General features: G+C 50.5%; 16 protein-coding genes. 11 read left to right on the plus strand and 5 right to left on the minus strand.

Annotated features, from left to right (window positions below):
• A partial coding sequence (locus tag HOK28_20090) for a hypothetical protein (protein MBT6435407.1) occupies positions 1-1,126 on the plus strand: 1,126 nt, incomplete at its 5' end.
• A 21-nt stretch (positions 1,127-1,147) separates the two neighbouring features.
• On the plus strand, positions 1,148-1,867 hold the full coding sequence (locus HOK28_20095; GenBank protein ID MBT6435408.1) for a hypothetical protein: 720 nt from the start codon (positions 1,148-1,150) through the stop codon (positions 1,865-1,867).
• A 114-nt stretch (positions 1,868-1,981) separates the two neighbouring features.
• On the opposite strand, the gene HOK28_20100 is transcribed toward HOK28_20095, so the two are convergent.
• Both HOK28_20100 and HOK28_20105 read right to left on the minus strand, forming a co-directional pair.
• Positions 1,982-2,662, minus strand: coding sequence for a GGDEF domain-containing protein (locus tag HOK28_20100; protein ID MBT6435409.1), 681 nt, complete (start codon positions 2,660-2,662; stop codon positions 1,982-1,984).
• 98 nt (positions 2,663-2,760) lie between these two features.
• Positions 2,761-3,432: an EAL domain-containing protein gene (locus HOK28_20105; GenBank protein MBT6435410.1), complete on the minus strand. Its 672-nt coding sequence runs from the start codon at positions 3,430-3,432 to the stop codon at positions 2,761-2,763.
• Positions 3,433-3,608: 176 nt separating this feature from the next.
• On the opposite strand from HOK28_20105, the gene infA reads away from it, so the two are divergent.
• Positions 3,609-3,842 (plus strand): translation initiation factor IF-1, encoded by a 234-nt coding sequence (gene infA, locus HOK28_20110; GenBank protein MBT6435411.1) that lies wholly within the window; start codon positions 3,609-3,611, stop codon positions 3,840-3,842.
• Positions 3,843-3,961: 119 nt separating this feature from the next.
• On the opposite strand, the gene HOK28_20115 is transcribed toward infA, so the two are convergent.
• Both HOK28_20115 and HOK28_20120 read right to left on the minus strand, forming a co-directional pair.
• Entirely contained in the window at positions 3,962-7,912 is a 3,951-nt protein-coding gene (locus HOK28_20115; protein MBT6435412.1) for a hypothetical protein, read from the minus strand.
• Between the two features lie 31 nt (positions 7,913-7,943).
• Positions 7,944-9,479, minus strand: a complete 1,536-nt coding sequence (locus HOK28_20120; GenBank protein MBT6435413.1) for a hypothetical protein — start codon at positions 9,477-9,479, stop codon at positions 7,944-7,946.
• A 377-nt stretch (positions 9,480-9,856) separates the two neighbouring features.
• On the opposite strand from HOK28_20120, the gene HOK28_20125 reads away from it, so the two are divergent.
• The 6 genes from HOK28_20125 (at position 9,857) to HOK28_20150 (ending at position 14,655) form a co-directional block, all read left to right on the plus strand.
• Complete coding sequence (locus HOK28_20125) at positions 9,857-10,579, plus strand: hypothetical protein (protein MBT6435414.1); 723 nt, start codon at positions 9,857-9,859, stop codon at positions 10,577-10,579.
• 69 nt (positions 10,580-10,648) lie between these two features.
• Positions 10,649-11,671: an asparaginase gene (locus HOK28_20130; protein ID MBT6435415.1), complete on the plus strand. Its 1,023-nt coding sequence runs from the start codon at positions 10,649-10,651 to the stop codon at positions 11,669-11,671.
• Positions 11,672-11,765: 94 nt separating this feature from the next.
• Complete coding sequence (pdxS, locus tag HOK28_20135; GenBank protein ID MBT6435416.1) at positions 11,766-12,647, plus strand: pyridoxal 5'-phosphate synthase lyase subunit PdxS; 882 nt, start codon at positions 11,766-11,768, stop codon at positions 12,645-12,647.
• A gap of 8 nt (positions 12,648-12,655) precedes the next feature.
• On the plus strand, positions 12,656-13,255 hold the full coding sequence (gene pdxT / locus HOK28_20140) for a pyridoxal 5'-phosphate synthase glutaminase subunit PdxT (GenBank protein MBT6435417.1): 600 nt from the start codon (positions 12,656-12,658) through the stop codon (positions 13,253-13,255).
• A gap of 105 nt (positions 13,256-13,360) precedes the next feature.
• On the plus strand, positions 13,361-14,092 hold the full coding sequence (locus HOK28_20145) for a 1-acyl-sn-glycerol-3-phosphate acyltransferase (protein MBT6435418.1): 732 nt from the start codon (positions 13,361-13,363) through the stop codon (positions 14,090-14,092).
• Positions 14,093-14,130: 38 nt separating this feature from the next.
• Positions 14,131-14,655, plus strand: a complete 525-nt coding sequence (locus HOK28_20150; protein MBT6435419.1) for a hypothetical protein — start codon at positions 14,131-14,133, stop codon at positions 14,653-14,655.
• On the opposite strand, the gene HOK28_20155 is transcribed toward HOK28_20150, so the two are convergent.
• Positions 14,652-16,268, minus strand: coding sequence for a glycerol-3-phosphate dehydrogenase/oxidase (locus HOK28_20155; protein MBT6435420.1), 1,617 nt, complete (start codon positions 16,266-16,268; stop codon positions 14,652-14,654). The two genes, HOK28_20150 and HOK28_20155, sit on opposite strands and share 4 nt — an antisense overlap.
• Positions 16,269-16,445: 177 nt before the next feature.
• On the opposite strand from HOK28_20155, the gene HOK28_20160 reads away from it, so the two are divergent.
• On the plus strand, positions 16,446-17,072 hold the full coding sequence (locus tag HOK28_20160) for a thymidine kinase (GenBank protein ID MBT6435421.1): 627 nt from the start codon (positions 16,446-16,448) through the stop codon (positions 17,070-17,072).
• A 105-nt stretch (positions 17,073-17,177) separates the two neighbouring features.
• Positions 17,178-17,514, plus strand: a 337-nt coding sequence (locus tag HOK28_20165; GenBank protein MBT6435422.1) for a hypothetical protein, incomplete at its 3' end; no start/stop codon positions are given.

Raw genomic sequence — 17,514 nt, forward strand, 5'->3', positions numbered from 1 at the left:
CGAAGAGGGCCCCACCCCAGACGAACTGCGTGACCGCAATACGCTCACTCTTGGCATGACGATGAAGATACCCTTCAATATCAGCTTTGGAGCGATGATTCAGTTTGGTTTAGAGCGGGCTCAGTACTTCGACCAATCCACGGTCGACGCCACACCGCGTTTCCATTTCTATGGTCAAAACCTGGAACAACTCTCTATTATGTTTGGCTTCGCCTTCGAACCGATCAAAGGGCTCTCCATCGGGCTGGCCCTTGCTCCTTTGGTCAACAGCGAACTCCTGCTCAACACCGACGTTCCCATCTACTCCGGTGAGCGTGAGCTGAGCGGGCGCTTTGCTTGGAACCTCGTTCCCAACGCAACCTGGTACGCTGGCATACACTACAACCCTGTAGAGGAATTTCACCTGGCCTTAAGCTACCGAACTCGGATGTTCCATAAGCTCGATGCTGACGCGGATATCATCGTTGCACTCTTTGGTGCTGATTTCGCATTTGAAGAACTGCTGCTTCAATCTTACTCGTGGTACTCACCTCAGCAAATTGCACTTGGAGCTTCCTTTGAACCCATCGACGATCTTTTGATTGGCTTCGATGTTACTTGGTACCAATGGTCAGCATCACCAGGACCTTATGTGAGTGCGGCTTTCCAAAACACCGAGGAACCAGGTACCCAAGACATCAATGGGGTGGAAGACGTAGAAAGCCCGTCGATTGCCGATAGCGTCGATTTACCGCCCATTCCCGAAATGGGCTTCCGAGATATCTTCGTACCCCGCATCGGTATCGAATGGGTTTTACTGAATAAATCCGTAGCCTTGCGCTGTGGTTACCGTTTCCAAGCAACTCCCGTTCCCCAACCCGACGGGCGCACCAACCTGCTGGACTCCAATACTCACTTTTTCTCAATGGGGGCTGGCTACACTTGGTTTCCAAGCTGGCAAGATAGAGGTCCCACCGAGGCTTACTCATCGCAAAATCCGTTTTCAATCAGCACCGATGTGTACGCAACCACTGGGCTATTAACGGAGCGCGAAATTGATAAAAGCGGCACTCAAGAAGTTTTGAATGATTACACCTTCGGTGGTGTTGTCTACGATGTCGGCCTCATGATAACTGCTCGGTTCTAAAATCTACTCACGAGGTTATTGATGCATCTCGATAAAATCATTCTTGCCGTTATTGTTCTTACTACCACTGCCTGTGCGCCATTTTGGCAGGTTAACCGAATTGAAGACAAAGTTGACCGTCTCATCGCCAGTACCAACCGCTCGACCCTAAGTGAAATCTTTGGTGAGCAATCTGAAAATGTGATGCGAAAAATGGAAAGCCTCTCTGAAGAGGAACGTTACAAGCTCGACCAACTGCTCTCCGAATATGAAAAGGGCTCTGGTAGCCTGGAAGAAATCGTTTCAGTCATGGGCGGCGGGGAACGTGAAGTTGCCAGCGCTCGCGGTATCTGGATTCGCAACGAATATGGCGAAAAAATGAAAGCCATTTCTCGCAGCACCAAGCTCAAAGGATGCCGGCGGATTTCAGAAGACGACCTTCCCGAGTCTATCAGCGGCAAGAAGTCACTCCTGAAATACAACTGGGGCAAAGGCACGCTTAAGGGCGAGACTATCCTTTTCCCATGGGATTTAACGATTTCTTCATTCACGAAGGAAATTGTCGAGAATACAGCCAAACGTACTGCAGAAGAATTTATCAAAATGGGTGGGGACAAGAAGTTCAAGCGACCTATTCAAATTCAAATCACGACAAGTGCTCAAGACGGCAGTGTTAAAATCAGCCACGACGGTGATGATAACGAAATCTTCGTAACGTCGGATAAGAAGCCAAGCGAACCAGCAGGCGACGCTCCTAAGTAAGTTAGATGAGGGAGGGTTTCACGCCCTCCCTTTCTTTCTGCTCGCTCATCGCGCAACTCTGCGCTGCAGCCCATTCCCGGGCGCCATCGATTCTAAAAATTGTAAGCTTAGGAATTAATCGGCAGCGACCGCTTTAGTCTGTGAACGTGTGGTTCGCGGCGCTGTACCTTTGTTGCGTCTCTTGGAGCGGTACATTGCTTTATCGGCTTTATTAAAAAGCTCATCGGAGAGCTGCCCGTCCATAGGCCACGTTGCTCCCCCCATACTAAGTCGAAGTGGGGTTATGCGACCAACGTTGGCTTTGCGAAGGTTATCCCAAATTCGGTCAACCACGAGTCGGCGACCCAGCGTATCGGTATCTGGCAATACAAGAACAAACTCATCACCGCCGATTCTACAGCAGACATCTTGCTGTCGAAGTTCCGCGGTGAGAAAATTTCCTATCCACTTCAGGCTTCTATCACCCTCAGCATGCCCGAGTTCGTCGTTGATAACTTTCAAATCATCAAGATCGATCATCACGACTGAACAATGCCCATTGGGCTTTCGCTTCACACGGTGGAGTTCTTCTGCAAAACGCAGTTCAAGGTATCGTCGATTACGTAATCCGGTTAGGGGATCTCGGTAGGCCATGTCTCGAAAGCAACGAAGCTCATCGAGTTCTTCTTGCATATGGGCAATACGGGCGAGTAGAGCCTGAGTATCCGTTGAGGATTGGTCAGAGTCCAAATCATTGTCTTTGGGGTTCATACCCATGCTTTCCTCCAAGGATTCCATGTTTTCCATTGGAATCATCGATCACCGCCACTTCGCCCCGGTCGGAGTTTTACGGGACTGGCGGGGAATCGACAAGTAGAAAAGCTCGGCTCGTAAGGATTTTCCCTAGACTCGGCTTACTGAACGCCGGCCGGCCATACGGGTTCTGGAGGTGGAGCAGCTGGTCTTGCGAGGGCAAAACCTTGACCATAATGACAGCCAGCATCGATGACCGCATGTAATTCCCCTGCAGTTTCAATACCTTCCGCCACTACCTTGGCTCCCATATCAACACAAAGGTTCACAATGGCCGTCACCAAGCGGTAAAGCCGTGTGCCCTTTGTTAAGCCTTCGATGAGTCCGCGATCAAGCTTCACCACGTCAGGTCTTAGGTCGGAGATATATTTCAAGTTGGAGTAACCTGAGCCCAAATCGTCCACCGCCAGCTTCACACCGCGGCTTCGAATCTCTTTCAAGATGCTGTGACACATCTCGTTGTATTTGAGAGGAACCGACTCGGTAATCTCCAAATAAATCTGGTGACCATGAAAGAAGATCGGATCATCGGATTGCATAAGCCATCCATCACCGAATTCATCAGGGTGAACGTTCAAAAATAACGGTGTTTCCGTGCATTGCTTGGTGGCAAGACCCCGAAGAACCCGCCCCAATTCACCAGCTCGGCCGCACTCCACGGCCACATCGAATAGCTCTGGTGGGCCGGAAAAATGCGAGCTCGTCGTACGTGCCAGCGACTCATAAGCAAAAAGAGAGCGATCACGGAGGTCTACGAGAGGCTGGAAAACCACCTGTAGCTCATTATTCGCTATAACCTGATCCAATTGATCGAATCGATCCACAACTCTTCCCCCGCGCTGAATGATTCCCAGAACTTGTCCCAAAAAATAGACAGAGGCCCTGTGCTATTAATCGTACTGAATCACGGGGTTCATGTACAGCGCCCCCCTAATTGCAGGCAAAAGAGATGGAAAATCAGTACGAAAACGGCCAACCGGGCGAAATTATGGAAGAACTCCAAAACTTGATGTACCGGGTGCAGCTAGATGACGGTCCTCAGGTTAAAGCACACCTCTCAAGCCTCTTAAAAAAGGTCACGGTGCGCCTATTACCAGGAGAACGGGTGCTCGTCGATGTGTCAGCTTTTGATACCTCGAGAGCTAAAATCACGAAAAGATTACCCAAAGTACTACCTGTTTAAATTGTTCGGACATCTGCCCCGCCCGGTTCCAACCCACTTCTTTCAAATCAAAAAAAAACCGGCTGATACTCGAGAGTACCAGCCGGTCTTTAGGATTTAGCTATCAAGCTACCGAACTCTTATGGAGAGTAGGGATCGCCAATTGGCAATGAGCTTGGGTCCATGTGGGCACTGATGATGGCCACAAGGTCAATCAACTCAACAAGCTGATTAAGCTCAAGACCAACATTCGCTGTATTCCAGCCGTTACCTTCTGGCTCAACGCAAGCTACGCCTTCGCAGAAATCAGAACGGTTCAACATACGGTTGGCACGGTCTAGAAGCTGCTCTGCTGCGCCTTCTCCTTCATAACGGCGAGCGCCGTAAGTGTTGCGGCTTACCGGATCGGTAAACTCAACCACTTCACCAGGAGCTAGGGTTGGCTCTCGTCCAGTTCCCTTGACCCAGATTTCCGACTGATAGCGGAACATGGAATCAAAGTTACGGTGGAAGCGAGCCTGGCCAAGAACCTGCCAGTAAAGCTGCACAGTAAACGTTGCCATTGGATCAATCAGACTTGTGTGAACGTCAGTTAGGTCACCCGTATAATCCGGGAACCGAACTTCGCCATTTTCAATGTACGGTCCAACACGGCTCCAGTCAGCACTCATCATAGAACGGTTAAGTTCCATGAGTTGTGGACGGAAGCTATTGGCCATACCGATTGCCCACTCACGAACATCTTCAGGCGTTGCACGTCCAACAAAGTTTGTATCTGAGTTTGTCAGTGCTTCTACTGCCATGATCTTATCAAGGTAGAAACCTACGTGGTGATAACACTCATACCAGTTGTAACCACACTCGCGGTCATTGTCATTTCCGTACGACCATGCAGTTTCGTAGTAACGACCATTTTCAAGAGTGGTCGTAAACTGAGGAGAACCGTCGGTCCACTCACCTAGAATTTGATTTCCTTCAAAGTCTTCGTTCACGCCGAACTGCTGAATGCTAGGCATCAACATGGTTTGAACAAGGTGGTTGAATGCGTTGTGAACACCCATGGTTTGTGCACCGTAACCAAACTTCTGGTCGGTGTAGAAGTTCTCTAGAATTTCTGGCTCGTAGTACTTCGGCAGCAATTCTTTGTAGAGACCGTAAACATCGTGCCACTTCTTCACACGCATGTAGTTACGCGCAAGCTTGCGAGGCACATAGTTCCAGTAGAAATAACGGCTGCTGATTTTACCACGTGGGAAGTTGCTCGTGATGTACCAAGTGTTGGCATCATCCAGAATACCCGAGAGACGCTCGTAAGAGTCAGCGCCGTAGTCACGGGTTAGGCAGCTATCACCGAGGTTATATCGGCTGTGTGAACAGTAGATATAAGGAACACGTGCACGGCCTGCAGAGTCAGCAGAGAAGTCTTCGTTCAAAGAACTTACGGGTACCCAAGCACGGTTGTTTGCGTCCCAGAGGTCCTGTCCCATTCTGTTATAAAATTCAGTGTAATGCGTAACAACTGGACCAGAAGTGTACCATTGCATTGGCTCACCGCTGTCATTAAACCAGCTTGAAAGAAGGCCAACGTCAGCCTCTCCGGTGTTGTTGTAAACCTGAACAAGGTCACCATAACCAAACATCATAGTGGCTTCGTCATACTTACCAAGACCTGTACCATCGATGGTATATCGACCCGCGTAATCCATTACCGAGCTGTATGCGTAGTTGTAGATTTTGCCGTCTACTTCTTCCTGAGTAATAGGGTCAGCGTTGTTACCGTTACGGTCGGCAAAACGAGGACCAACGGTGCCATCAGCGGTACGAAGTTCCCAGTACTTGTCGAAGTAGTTCAACGAGTCATCAGAAGCACCAAAGTTGTGCATCATACCCAGTGAGTGTCCAACTTCGTGTGCAAGAACGGCGGTAAAGATACGGCCACGAACATCATCATAAATCTGCTCAGGTGTAAGACCTGCGTTCTTGTACTCACGTGCAAGACCCATGAGCGCATCATCAGCAGTTGCGCGGGTGTACATGTTATTTTGCTCAGCGAATACATCAAATGCTTCGTCAAGCTCAGCACGAAGACCATTGCGAAGTGGGCTGGCAAGATCCAGAACTTCTTCGTAAGTCTTAACACCGCTGCTTAAGTGAACCGCCCACATGTCATTAACAAGTGGAGAGACCATCAAGCTCTCAAGCGATGACCCACGAAGAGATGCTAAGCGAGCCTTGGTTACGCCGTCTTTCTTACGAATCAAACCGCGCTGCTCAAAATCACCAAGCTGAGTTTGGATCCAGCTCTTGAAGCCATGCTTGTTTTGGTGGTCAACGTCTTCTTCAGTAATCGCATGGCGTCGGCCATTCCAGTAAGTGTTGCTCTCAGAGTCAGTAAACTTCGCTACCATCTGCTCAGCATCTTTGAGGCTTGCGCTGTAGCGGCTTGCACCGTGACTCATGTAAGGACGTTGCTCGCCATCAGGGCCAGTCTGAATTTCGTTGGCGTTTGCGTTGAAGCTGTTGCGCCACTCCGTAAGATCCATACCGTTAACGAAAGTCGTTGGATCCAAATCGCCATTGAGCAAAAGAATCATCTGCGTGGTATCCCAAGCAGCTGTATCGTTGTGGTGATAAACATAACCCATACCGCTGTAGATTTCGCCAGTTTCAGGGTCAGTGTTTGATGGTCCGAGGCCCAACAATCCGTAAGTCATATAATCAGGAACATACGCCATGAATGAGTAACGAATGTCGCCCATGCGAGGACGTGTACCGGCTTCGCCGCACTCTGCGTGATCGCCTTCAACAACCGGGTTGTTTGGACAGAATACGAACATACGACCACCTGCTGGTGGGCGCGCTTGAAGCTCACTCACAACATTTGAGAACACGCGGTTCCAATCGTCGGCAACAGCTTGCGCAGTATTATTCAGAACCGGATCTTCTTCAGCACTCGGCCAATCTGGGTTCACGTGGTAAACGATAGGCTTGGCCAAACGCTGATTGTAAGGCTTCACAGTGCCGTCTGCATTGTAAGGATCAACCCAGATATTGTGACGGTTGATGAAGCGCTTCTTATTTTGCTCGCGGATGCCGTCATGGTCATCGTAAGTCATGCGAACGGTATCGAAGTAACCAAATAGCTCAGTCTCAGCACCTTTATAAGCACGTGGCTCATACTGATGAGTCGGGTCAACCTTCATGAAGCTGTTACGAATGGTGTATTCGCCAGGTCCGCACTCTTGGAACTGTGAATCGAAGAACCAGCACTTTGGAATGTGTCCGTAGCCTGGGAGGTACTCGAGTTCTGCAGAAGCAAAAATCTTGTTGGTGATATCGAAGTACTGAAGCTGACCATTTTCGTCGCGGTCAAATACTGGTGCGTCGTTGTTCTGTGCACAGCCTTCTTCGTAACCGCCGCCCAGTGCCCTGCGAGCGATGATTTTCTGGATGCATTCTGCATCGCCTGGTGAACAGTCAGAGTTTTCGTAGATGCCTTCGCCTTCAACATTGTCATCGTTTGGATCTTCACAGTCCTGAACGAAGTAAGGAACCGGCTCCTGCCCCCAAGTGTTAAAGCCAACTTCCATCATCTTGGCCATGTTACGCGACCAATCTACCTTCATGTAGTCACGCTCGTACCAAGGACGAACCATATCAGGACGTAAAACGTTGCCCTGCTCGCCTGTTGCCATGTTGTAATTTCGAACGATATCAAAGTGGCTGCTGATGCGGTAAGCGGCAACAATTTCACCTTGGTACTCTTCGCCATTGGATTCTGCGCGCTCAAGATCATCGGCGCCTTCAATCAGCTCCGTTTGACGACGGGCGTAAAGCCACTGCTCTTGAACATCCCACTTCAATTTCTGAAGGGTCCAAGCGCCGTCACCCACAAAGGTATAACCGTCTGCGGCTGGTACTTCTACAACAGTTTGGCCCATGAGCCATTGACCGTTGGTAAAATCTGCCTTGTTCACATAGCCCGGCTGGACTGTGTTGATGAGACCTTTTTCTGCGCCACAACCTACCAGTGTTGCCACTGCGAGGCTGAGACCCAAAAGGGTTCTCAAAGTTGTCTTGAAACTACGCATAGGAGTTATCCTTTGTTTGCCTTTAGAGCTGTTAAAGCAATTCATCCATCAACTTGGCTGCGTTGACAGAGAGATTTAGAAAAATCGAAGTATCTTTGGGTCGCAATGGAGCGACGTAACTACCGGTGTAGTGAGGCGCCTTTTGGTACCAGGCGAGACCCGTTGAAACGCTCAAGTATGGAACCTGAGGAATCTTCATGGATGCAACAAGCGAGTAGCTTAGGAATGCACGCCAACGGGTGTCGTTTCCGGTTAGCTGAACAATATTCTCGCTGATACCGCCTTCAAACTCGCCATCGTTCTGCACACCAGCGGCTTCCTCAATCAGTGTATTTTCGAAGCTAAATGAGCCTGAAAGGGAAAGCCAATCGGTCGCGGTGTAGCTTGCGGAAAGGCCGTTGCTAAACCCAACAAGAGCACCTGTTACGTAATTATAATCAACAGGCACAGTCTCAGGCAGCGGCGTTTCACTGATTCGCGGCGCAACCACTCGGTAGCCCGAGCGTTCATCTTGGTCATCCATGCCATAAAGCGACTTGGTACCATCGTGAGAAATACCAAAGCTGTAAGTCAGCGAAACGCCGCCCAGCTCATCAAACTTACGGGTCGCCGACACACCTGCGTTCACACCGTAAAGACCACCCATTTCGCGGGTGTATGTATTGGTCGGTAGGCTTAAAGAAGCACGACCACGAATAGACACATCGTAGATATTGTAAAGTTCGCCCAGGCTTAAGGCGACACTTAGATTGCTTGCGATACATCGTGCAACATCATCACCACCTGCGGCTGAGCCTGGTGTTGTAAATTCACATGTGAAACCAAGGTTACCAGAGAGCGAATACTGCTTGTTCAAAACCCAGCTTGGCTTGAGCTTAATGGAAGTCTTAACGGTTTCGTTCCAGTCTTCATTCAAAGCAGGAATCAAAGTTGCTAAATCTGTATTCAAGCCCCAAGAAATGCTTGAGCCCGCCCAAGGGAGTGATTCCTTAGAACCTTCACCGTCCTTGAGTTTTTTTGAAATACCAGCAGTCTCGGCAATTTTTTTAGAATCTTTGCTGCCTCTAAGTGCCTTAAAAATACCATTGCCCTCCGCAATCTTCCTAACCGTTTTGCTCGGCTTCTTTGGCTCAGCCTCGGCTTCGGCGGTTGCATCAGCTGGCTTGGCAAGAGGCACGACGATGGCTGGAGCTGGTTCTGCTGGGGCTTCGGGAACGACTTCAACCGCCGGGGCTGGTTCTGCAGGTGCCTCTGGCGTCGCTTCTTTGGGGGTCGCAGCTTCTGCTTTTTCAAGCTCTGCCTGCGCCGCCTCAGCGTTTTCTTTTACTTCGTCTTTTTTCTTTTTCTCGGCTTCAGCGTCTTCTTTGGCTTTAGCTTTCTTCTTCTCGTCGTCTGTTGCTTCAGCGTCTTTATCTGCCGCTTTTTTATCGTCTGCTTTGGTATCGGAAGCCTCAGGAGTGTCAGGCTGAGACTCTGCCTTTGTTTCTTCCTCTTGTAAGGCCCACAGAGATGGCGCAGTGAATACAACTGCTCCAAAACACATCGCCACAATCAAGGCTCTCATCATCAAGGCTCCTTTTCTTGGGAAGAAACGGGAAGAAGTTCCGCCGAAAACCCCCAAGGTAAAACACGTGAATTGGGTCACCAAGACGGTCCGATCCACGCATTAGGCGGGCAAGCAGTAGCACGCAGAAGACTAAATAGTCTAGCGAATGGCACCAGAGCCCGGCTCGAATGCGGGAAAACGGGTAAGAAGAGCCTAAACAAGGAGGAATTAAGACTTCCCGAGACTGTTTTATTCCACCAACGTGAAAAAGTTCGTTATTTCGAACCATTAATTGATCGTTAAAATGTATCGCAGAAGGCCCCCGCTGGACCTGGAAGCGCCTTAATCTTACACTTAACCAAGAAGTGAGATGACTCCGGCGAAAGAGCGTGTCAGCGATGACTACATGGGACAGTAAAAGACGAGAACAACGGCATCCCTACGATTCAGAGGTAAAACTTTCACTGGCTCGCAAAACCCTCGATGCGACGACCCTCGACGTGAGCTTTCGCGGCTTTTATATCAAAATCGCGCCTCCGCCGCCCCTTCGAAGTTTCGTCCAAGTAAAGTTCCAATTACCGGAAGATTTCGGTGAGCTGGAACTCTCTGGAATGATTGTTCACCGGGTGGAGGGTGACACCGATGAGGGCAAACCACCTGGGATTGGTGTCCAGCTTTATGGCAACGCCGATGAGGTAGTCCAAAACTGGAATAAATTTGTTCAGTACCTAAGCGGCAAAGATACCGCCGTGCCCGAGAGCGAGAACGACGCCCAAGTACTCTCCATGGGCATCGATCCCGAAATCAATGATGTTATTTCCGTAGAATTTGGTTCCGTAAATGATCTTTTCACGATGTACGCCTGCGACATTCCGGCCGGTCGAATGTTTGTGCCCACTGACCATAATCTCGCCATTGGCGACCATGTTTTGCTCGATATCTCGCTGCGCGGTGAAAGTATGGTCTTTCACGCTCACGCCCAGGTCATCAGCCAAAGTCGACAACCCGGTAATTTTGGGGTTGAAGTGGCTTTAATCAGCTTTGACACCCTGACGCTTCGGAACTTCTGGGAATTTATCTGTGATCAGACGCCCTCAGAGTACCCAGCCCTCACCCTCTAAATACCCAAAAACAACGCAAGATAGCCTCAACCCTGTGACAGCCGGGACGTGTCGTGCTAGCACGCGTCTATGCTTAACTCCCCTAGACTCCATCTCGCCTCTTGGCGCGGTCATGCCATCGAAGGCGTTCACCCTGTGCACGCAGTACTTTGCGAAGCCGATGGTACCGTTGTCCAACAAGTTGGTTTCGACGTTGAAACCACTTGGCGTAGCTCTGCTAAGCCTTTCCAGCTCGAAGCAACTCTTGGACTTGTTCCAGAAGCCAAACAAAAGAAGCTCACAGACAGAGCTTTGGCTGTTGCCGCTGCCAGTCACAACGCTGAGCAAATTCACCTGCGTGCAGTGCGCTCTATCTTCAAGCTCTTTGAACTTGAGGAAGACCAGCTGCGATGCGGCGCACACAACCCGATGGGCTCTGCCGCAAACAACACCCTGATCCGAGCTCGAAAAAAGCCAGCTCAGATTCACAACAACTGCTCTGGTAAACACGCCATGATGTTGGCTGCTGCCTCGTGCAACGAGCAAGAACTTGAGACATATCTCGAGCCAGGACAGCTTGTTCAAAAAGCTATATTCGATGTTGTATCCGAGCGTACCGGTCTCGAAATAGAAGACACCGTTGTCGACGGTTGTGGAGCTCCATGTTTCGTCCTCCCGCTCTCAGCGATGGCACGAGCGTGGGCACAGCTTGGAGAGGCCACTCAAGACGAAGAATCTAGCGTTTTAGGACGAATTGGGCGCGCCATGGCCGCTCATCCCGATCTTGTAAGCGGGTCAGACCGCCTGGATGTCGCTTTACCTACCGAGGCCCAAGAGCCCGTGATCACCAAAATTGGGGCAGCCGGACTACTCTGTGGAACCCTCCCAGAGCGTAAATTGGGTTTCGCGATGAAAATTGGCACCGGCGACGGCGGTTTAAGGGGAGACGGGGCACGAGCGTGCTTGCATCGCTGGTTCCCTGAAATTTTCGAAGAAGCTCCCTCAGAAAGCCCAGTCTTGAATGTTGTTGGTGAACCTGTAGGCCGTGTTGAGCCCATCTGGGAGATGCCAAAACCCAAAAAACCCTGGAAAAAGCGGCGGCGTAGGGGTTGAAAGCCTTCTGTCGAAGGGCTAGACGTTCACATCCCAAGGGATAAATAAGAAGTCCCGTTTTGACGCGAGAAAGCGTCTTCTAAGGAGTTGTGTCATGGAAAAGTCCACGTTCAAAACTAAAATTGGTCTGGCTGAAATGCTCAAGGGCGGCGTCATTATGGACGTTGTAAATGCTGAGCAAGCTCGTATCGCTGAAGATGCTGGTGCATCTGCGGTAATGGCTCTGGAACGCGTACCGGCTCAAATCCGTAAAGACGGCGGCGTTGCTCGCGCTTCAGATCCAGCGATGATCAAGTCGATTCAAGATACAGTAAGTATCCCAGTCATGGCCAAATGCCGCATCGGCCACATCGCCGAAGCGCAAATCCTTGAAGCACTCAACGTAGACTTCATCGACGAGAGCGAAGTACTCACACCTGCTGACGAAGAGTTTCACCTCTACAAGCACGATTTCAAAGTACCCTTCGTATGCGGCTCTACCAATCTCGGTGAAGCGCTTCGACGCATTGGTGAAGGTGCCGCTATGATGCGTACCAAAGGCGAAGCTGGAACAGGCAACATTGTTGAAGCCGTTCGTCACCTCCGCACGCTTCGCACACACATTCGCAAATTGACAACCATGAGCGACGACGAGCTAATGACCGAAGCCAAAAACCTCGGTGCTCCATTCGACCTCGTTCAGTTTGTATCTAAAGAAGGTCGCCTCCCAGTGCCAAACTTCGCAGCTGGCGGCGTAGCAACACCTGCTGATGCAGCTCTTTGCATGCTCCTCGGTGCCGAATCTGTATTTGTGGGCAGCGGAATCTTCCTCTCCGAAGATCCTGCTCGCCGCGCTAAGGCAGTGGTAGAAGCCGTAACCTATTACAAAGAGCCTAAGAAGCTTGCTGAAATCAGCGAAGGTCTTGGCCAAGCCATGGGCGGTCTCGAAATTGGTAAAATTGCCAAGGAAGACCAATTCGCTCACCGCGGCTGGTAATTAAAACGATGCCAACCATCGGGGTACTCGGACTTCAGGGCGGCTACGACGCCCATATTCAGATGCTTGAGGCCCTTGGCCACAAGACTCTTCAAGTTCGTAACCCCGATGATTTTGCCTCGCTCTCAGGCCTGGTTCTCCCAGGCGGTGAAAGCACGACGCAGCTCAAGCTCATCCACCGTTTCAATTTAAAGCTCAACCTCGATGCGTTCATCGCATCCGGCAAACCCGTATTCGCAACCTGCGCAGGAATGATTCTTTGCGCAGCTCATGTTACCCACCCGGAGCAAGATAGCTTTGGATATGTGGATATCGATGTGGAGCGAAATGGATGGGGCCGGCAACTTGATAGCTTCGAAGCAAAAGCTGACGGCACAGATCTTGAACTTTGCTTTATCAGAGCGCCGCGCATCATCCGTGTTGGTTCCGGAGTAGAAGTGGTCGCCACATTCAAGGGCGAGCCGGTTATGGTTCGACAAGGAAACGTAACTGCCGCAACTTTTCATCCCGAGCTTACTGATGACAGCCGTGTACACGCGGCCATCTTTGGAAGTGCGACCGGCGAAGTGATTGAACTCTTTAAAAATCCAAAGTCCAAATCAGCCTAATTCCTACAGAATCTGTCCATTTCAAACACTGCCAGTAATCATCCCTCGCTCGCTACGACCAGATCCGTTACGATTTTCTTATGAGAACCGTTCAAGGCACCATCCATGCAAAGGCTTAATACCGCTTTGCGAATCACCCTGGGCACTGTTTACCTCATGGTCACGATTCCGTCTTTTTTTACAATCTTAGTACTCACCATCTGGTCTCGTCGACGTCGCATCTATCTCACGAACCGAATGGGTAGAATTCTCTCAGGCCACATGCTTCGAATCATTGGTGCAAAACCCGTGTGTAAGAACCGCGAGGCACTCGATAATTCAGGCCCTGCCATCTACGTCGCTAATCACGGCTCTTCCTTGGACGTATTTGTGTTTGGCTGGGCATGCCGGCCCGGCACCTGCGGCATAGCGAAGAAAGAGATTGTCTGGACACCCTTTGTAGGGCCCATCGTCTGGCTCTCGGGTTTCTTACTCATCGACCGCAGCAACCCTGGCCAAGCACTGGCTTCCATGCGGCGCTCGACCGAATTCTTACAAAAGAGCGGCTTAAGCGCCTGGGTCATGCCCGAGGGCACGCGCAGCGTGGATGGTAGCCTGGGCCCTTTCAAGCGTGGCTTTGTGCATATGGCACTACAAAGTAAACTGCCTGTAATCCCTATCGTTATTCACGATGCCCACATTGTTTGGCCCATGGATAAGCTGATTTTTAAGAGCGCCGAAGTAGAAGTTGAAATGCTCGATCCTATTGATACGTCCCATTGGAACGTTCGCACAGCCCAAGACCACGCGGCCAGTGTAAGAGAGCGTATCGCTCATGCACTCGCTGCCAAGCGGTGATTGTTGTACGACTTCTGCCAATAAAGGACCGGGGCTTTATGGATACGCGAGAATTCCTTCACGAGTTAGCCACGCCGCTTAGCAACCGCGCGATTACCACCACTGCAATGCTGGCTCTTGCAGCGGGCACTTTGTTTTCCGGTCTAGCTGCAGGGCAACACACGGTGGTTCAAGATCCACGGATCATTCTTCCAATTGGTCTGGCTTATCTCTTGGCGGGGATCATCGTTCCCCTCGTTGCCTGGCTCCAAAGTCCCGACGGCTCTTTGGTTCAAAGGGCATACCACGGATACCTAAGCTGCATTGTTCTCGAAGTTTTGTCCGCTAGCCTTTTTGCACTCATCTCAGGTTTTGAAGCTGCAATGGTCGTAAGCAGTGTTTACGCCGCTCTTCGTGTTGGACAAGTTTTTAATATGCTACGGTGGCTGCCCGACTGTCGCCAATACGAATCCATCGCAGTCTGGGTAGATCCCGCCCTTACTTGGCTTCTCAACGCATTTTGGATTTTTTATGTGGTTGGTTTTCTGGGGCTCTATCTCTGGCCACAAATTCTTCTTGGCTAAAGCTCTTTAAGAGACCAGTCCAATTCTTCTTTCCAGTTTTTCGGTAAGATGTACCGCTTGGCGATAACCTCAAAGGCTTTGATTTCATCGGCTTTGCGATTGTCGTCCCAGCCAAGTTCGGCCGCCATCAGTTCAGCAACCTTCGTCGCAGACTCAAGTGTGGCCCGTGCATTGAGTAAGAGCGCACGGGTTCTGCGTGACAGCACATCCTCTAAACGACGCGCCATCTCAAACCGGACACTCCAAACCACTTCCGCACAACTGTATGGCAAATCTGGATGAATCAACTCCGCAAGAGCAGGCTCTGCCTCACGAAGCTTCTCAATATGATCCCAATCTGAACCATAGACTGCGCCGTCCTTAAATGGGTCAGAGCCTTCTACCACTTGTGTCCAACCATGGATTTGCAGATCAGCGGTCACGGATGCACGCTCTTCCAAGTCACCCACCAAAGCTGCCTGGTCTACACATTCTTCGGCCATCTTGCGATAGGTCGTCCACTTGCCACCGCAAATGGTTAAAAGACCCGAACGCGAAATAAGCAACGTGTGGTCTCGAGAGGCGCTTGAAGATGCGCCCCCACCTTCTGGTTTCACCAGCGGCCGGAGCCCAGCAAACATACTGAGAACATCAGATTCTGTAACTTCCTTTTGTAGATAACGGGATGCATGAACCAAGAGAAAATCAATCTCATCGGCCAAAGGACGTGGTTCAAGCTCTGGCTCTTCCACTTCCGTATCGGTCGTTCCGACCACCACTCGGTCATGCCATGGAATCGCAAAGAGGACGCGGCCATCATCTGTGTCAGGAACCATGATTGCGGTATTACCCGGCAAAAATGATTTATCTAAAACAATGTGCACGCCTTGGCTTGGCATGATGATTTTCGCAGACTCAGGATCGTCCATACGCCGAACACCATCGGTGAAGACTCCTGTGGCATTGATGACAACTTTGCCTCGAATCTCAAAGTGCTCACCGCCCTCCATGTCTTCGACAACCACGCCACGCGTTAGGCCGTCTTGTTCATCTTTGAGCAGACCCACAACCTTCGTATAGTTCACAACCACACCGCCTTGTTCAGCAGCTGTTTGTGCCAAGTTGGTGGCAAGTCTCGAATCGTCAAATTGAGCATCGTAATACATCACGCCGCCCCGGAGCCCGTAGGTTTGGACTGTGGGGATTTTACGCAATGTTTTCTCTCGTGAGATCCACTTCGATGGACCCAAACCCATTTTACCGGCAAGCATGTCATAAAGCTTTAAACCAACGCCGTAAAAAGGGCCTTCCCACCAATCGTAATGAGGCACGATAAAGGAGAGGTCTCGCACCAAGTGCGGAGCATTGCGCCGTAAGCGGCCACGCTCTCTTAAAGCCTCAACCACCAAAGATATGTTTCCTTGACGAAGATAGCGCACTCCCCCGTGAACAAGTTTGGTGCTTCGACTCGATGTGCCTTTGGCAAAGTCTGACTGCTCTAAAAGAACAACTTTGTAGCCACGGCTGGCGGCTTCAAGAACAGTTCCAAGGCCAGTGGCACCACCGCCAATGATGATCATGTCCCATTGCTCGTCGGTATTACGGATTCTCTCAAGCATTTCGTCGCGCTGCATATCGTACTCCAAGGAAGATGGTTTCATCTCCCTTCCCTTACGTTGATTCGTTGCAGGAAAATACTAGTTCGTCAAACACTCCCAAGCCAGCAAACCCCTCAACTTTTAAGTTGCGGCCCTATGAGATCTTATGACACACCATTCCCTAGCTTAAGAGCAGGTCGAAAGAGATTCCCAATGGCAAAATTATATTTCTACTACGCCGCCATGAACGCTGGTAAAAGTGCTACATTATTGCAGTCTGCGCACAACTACCGCGAACGCGGCATGCACACACTGCTCTTTACTCCCCAGCTCGATGATCGCTACGGGCAAGGTAAGATAACCAGCCGGATTGGTCTGCAGGCCGATGCGACCATTTTTAACCGAGAATACGACTTATTCGTTGAAATTCGCGCTCAGCACATGAAACAAAAAGTAAATTGTGTCCTTATCGATGAGGCCCAGTTTCTTACCAAAACGCAGGTCCTGCAGCTCACTTTAGTCTGTGATCACCTTAGTATCCCCGTGCTTGCCTACGGTCTTCGTACGGATTTTAGAGGCGAACCTTTTGAAGGCAGCCAATACCTGCTGGCTTGGGCCGAGGAGCTCATTGAGCTTAAAACCGTATGCCATACCGGCAAGAAGGCCACGATGAACGCCAGGCTTGGAGCCGACGGTAAACGCGTTAACGAAGGTGCGCAGGTTGAAATTGGGCACAATTACGTGGCACTGAGCCGAAAACAATTCGAGCTCAACAAAGTATCGCCCATTGAATATGAGCCGCCCGAATTGACTGTTGAGTGTGATGAGCCAAACTCTTAGATCTTTACGCTCTAGAATATTTTCCCACGGCTTTTAACAATTCCCCGACTCTTGGCATAAACTCCTTTGCAAGGTGCATCGCTGCGCCCAACAAAAAGGTTTTAAATGCAATTTCAAAGACTTAGTACCTATCTATTCGCATTCTCGCTCGCATTAGCAGGCTGCGCTGGCGACCCTGATACCTCTGCCGACCCAACAGACGACACTGCTGCTGGAGAAACGACCAACGACGACACCACAGGGGATACCACCAGCGGAAGCGGTGGTACGGCCAACCCTGGTGACAACGCCGACCCAAGTGACGCAGCAGATGCAAGCGACGCGGCAGACGCAAGCGACGCGGCAGACGCAAGCGACGCGGCCGATGCAAGCGACGCGGCCGATGCAAGCGATCCAGGAAATCAAGTTGAATGCCCAGAGGCCGGAACGTTTATGGACTTAA

This window comes from Deltaproteobacteria bacterium (assembly GCA_018668695.1).
Taxonomy (GTDB): domain Bacteria; phylum Myxococcota; class XYA12-FULL-58-9; order XYA12-FULL-58-9; family JABJBS01; genus JABJBS01.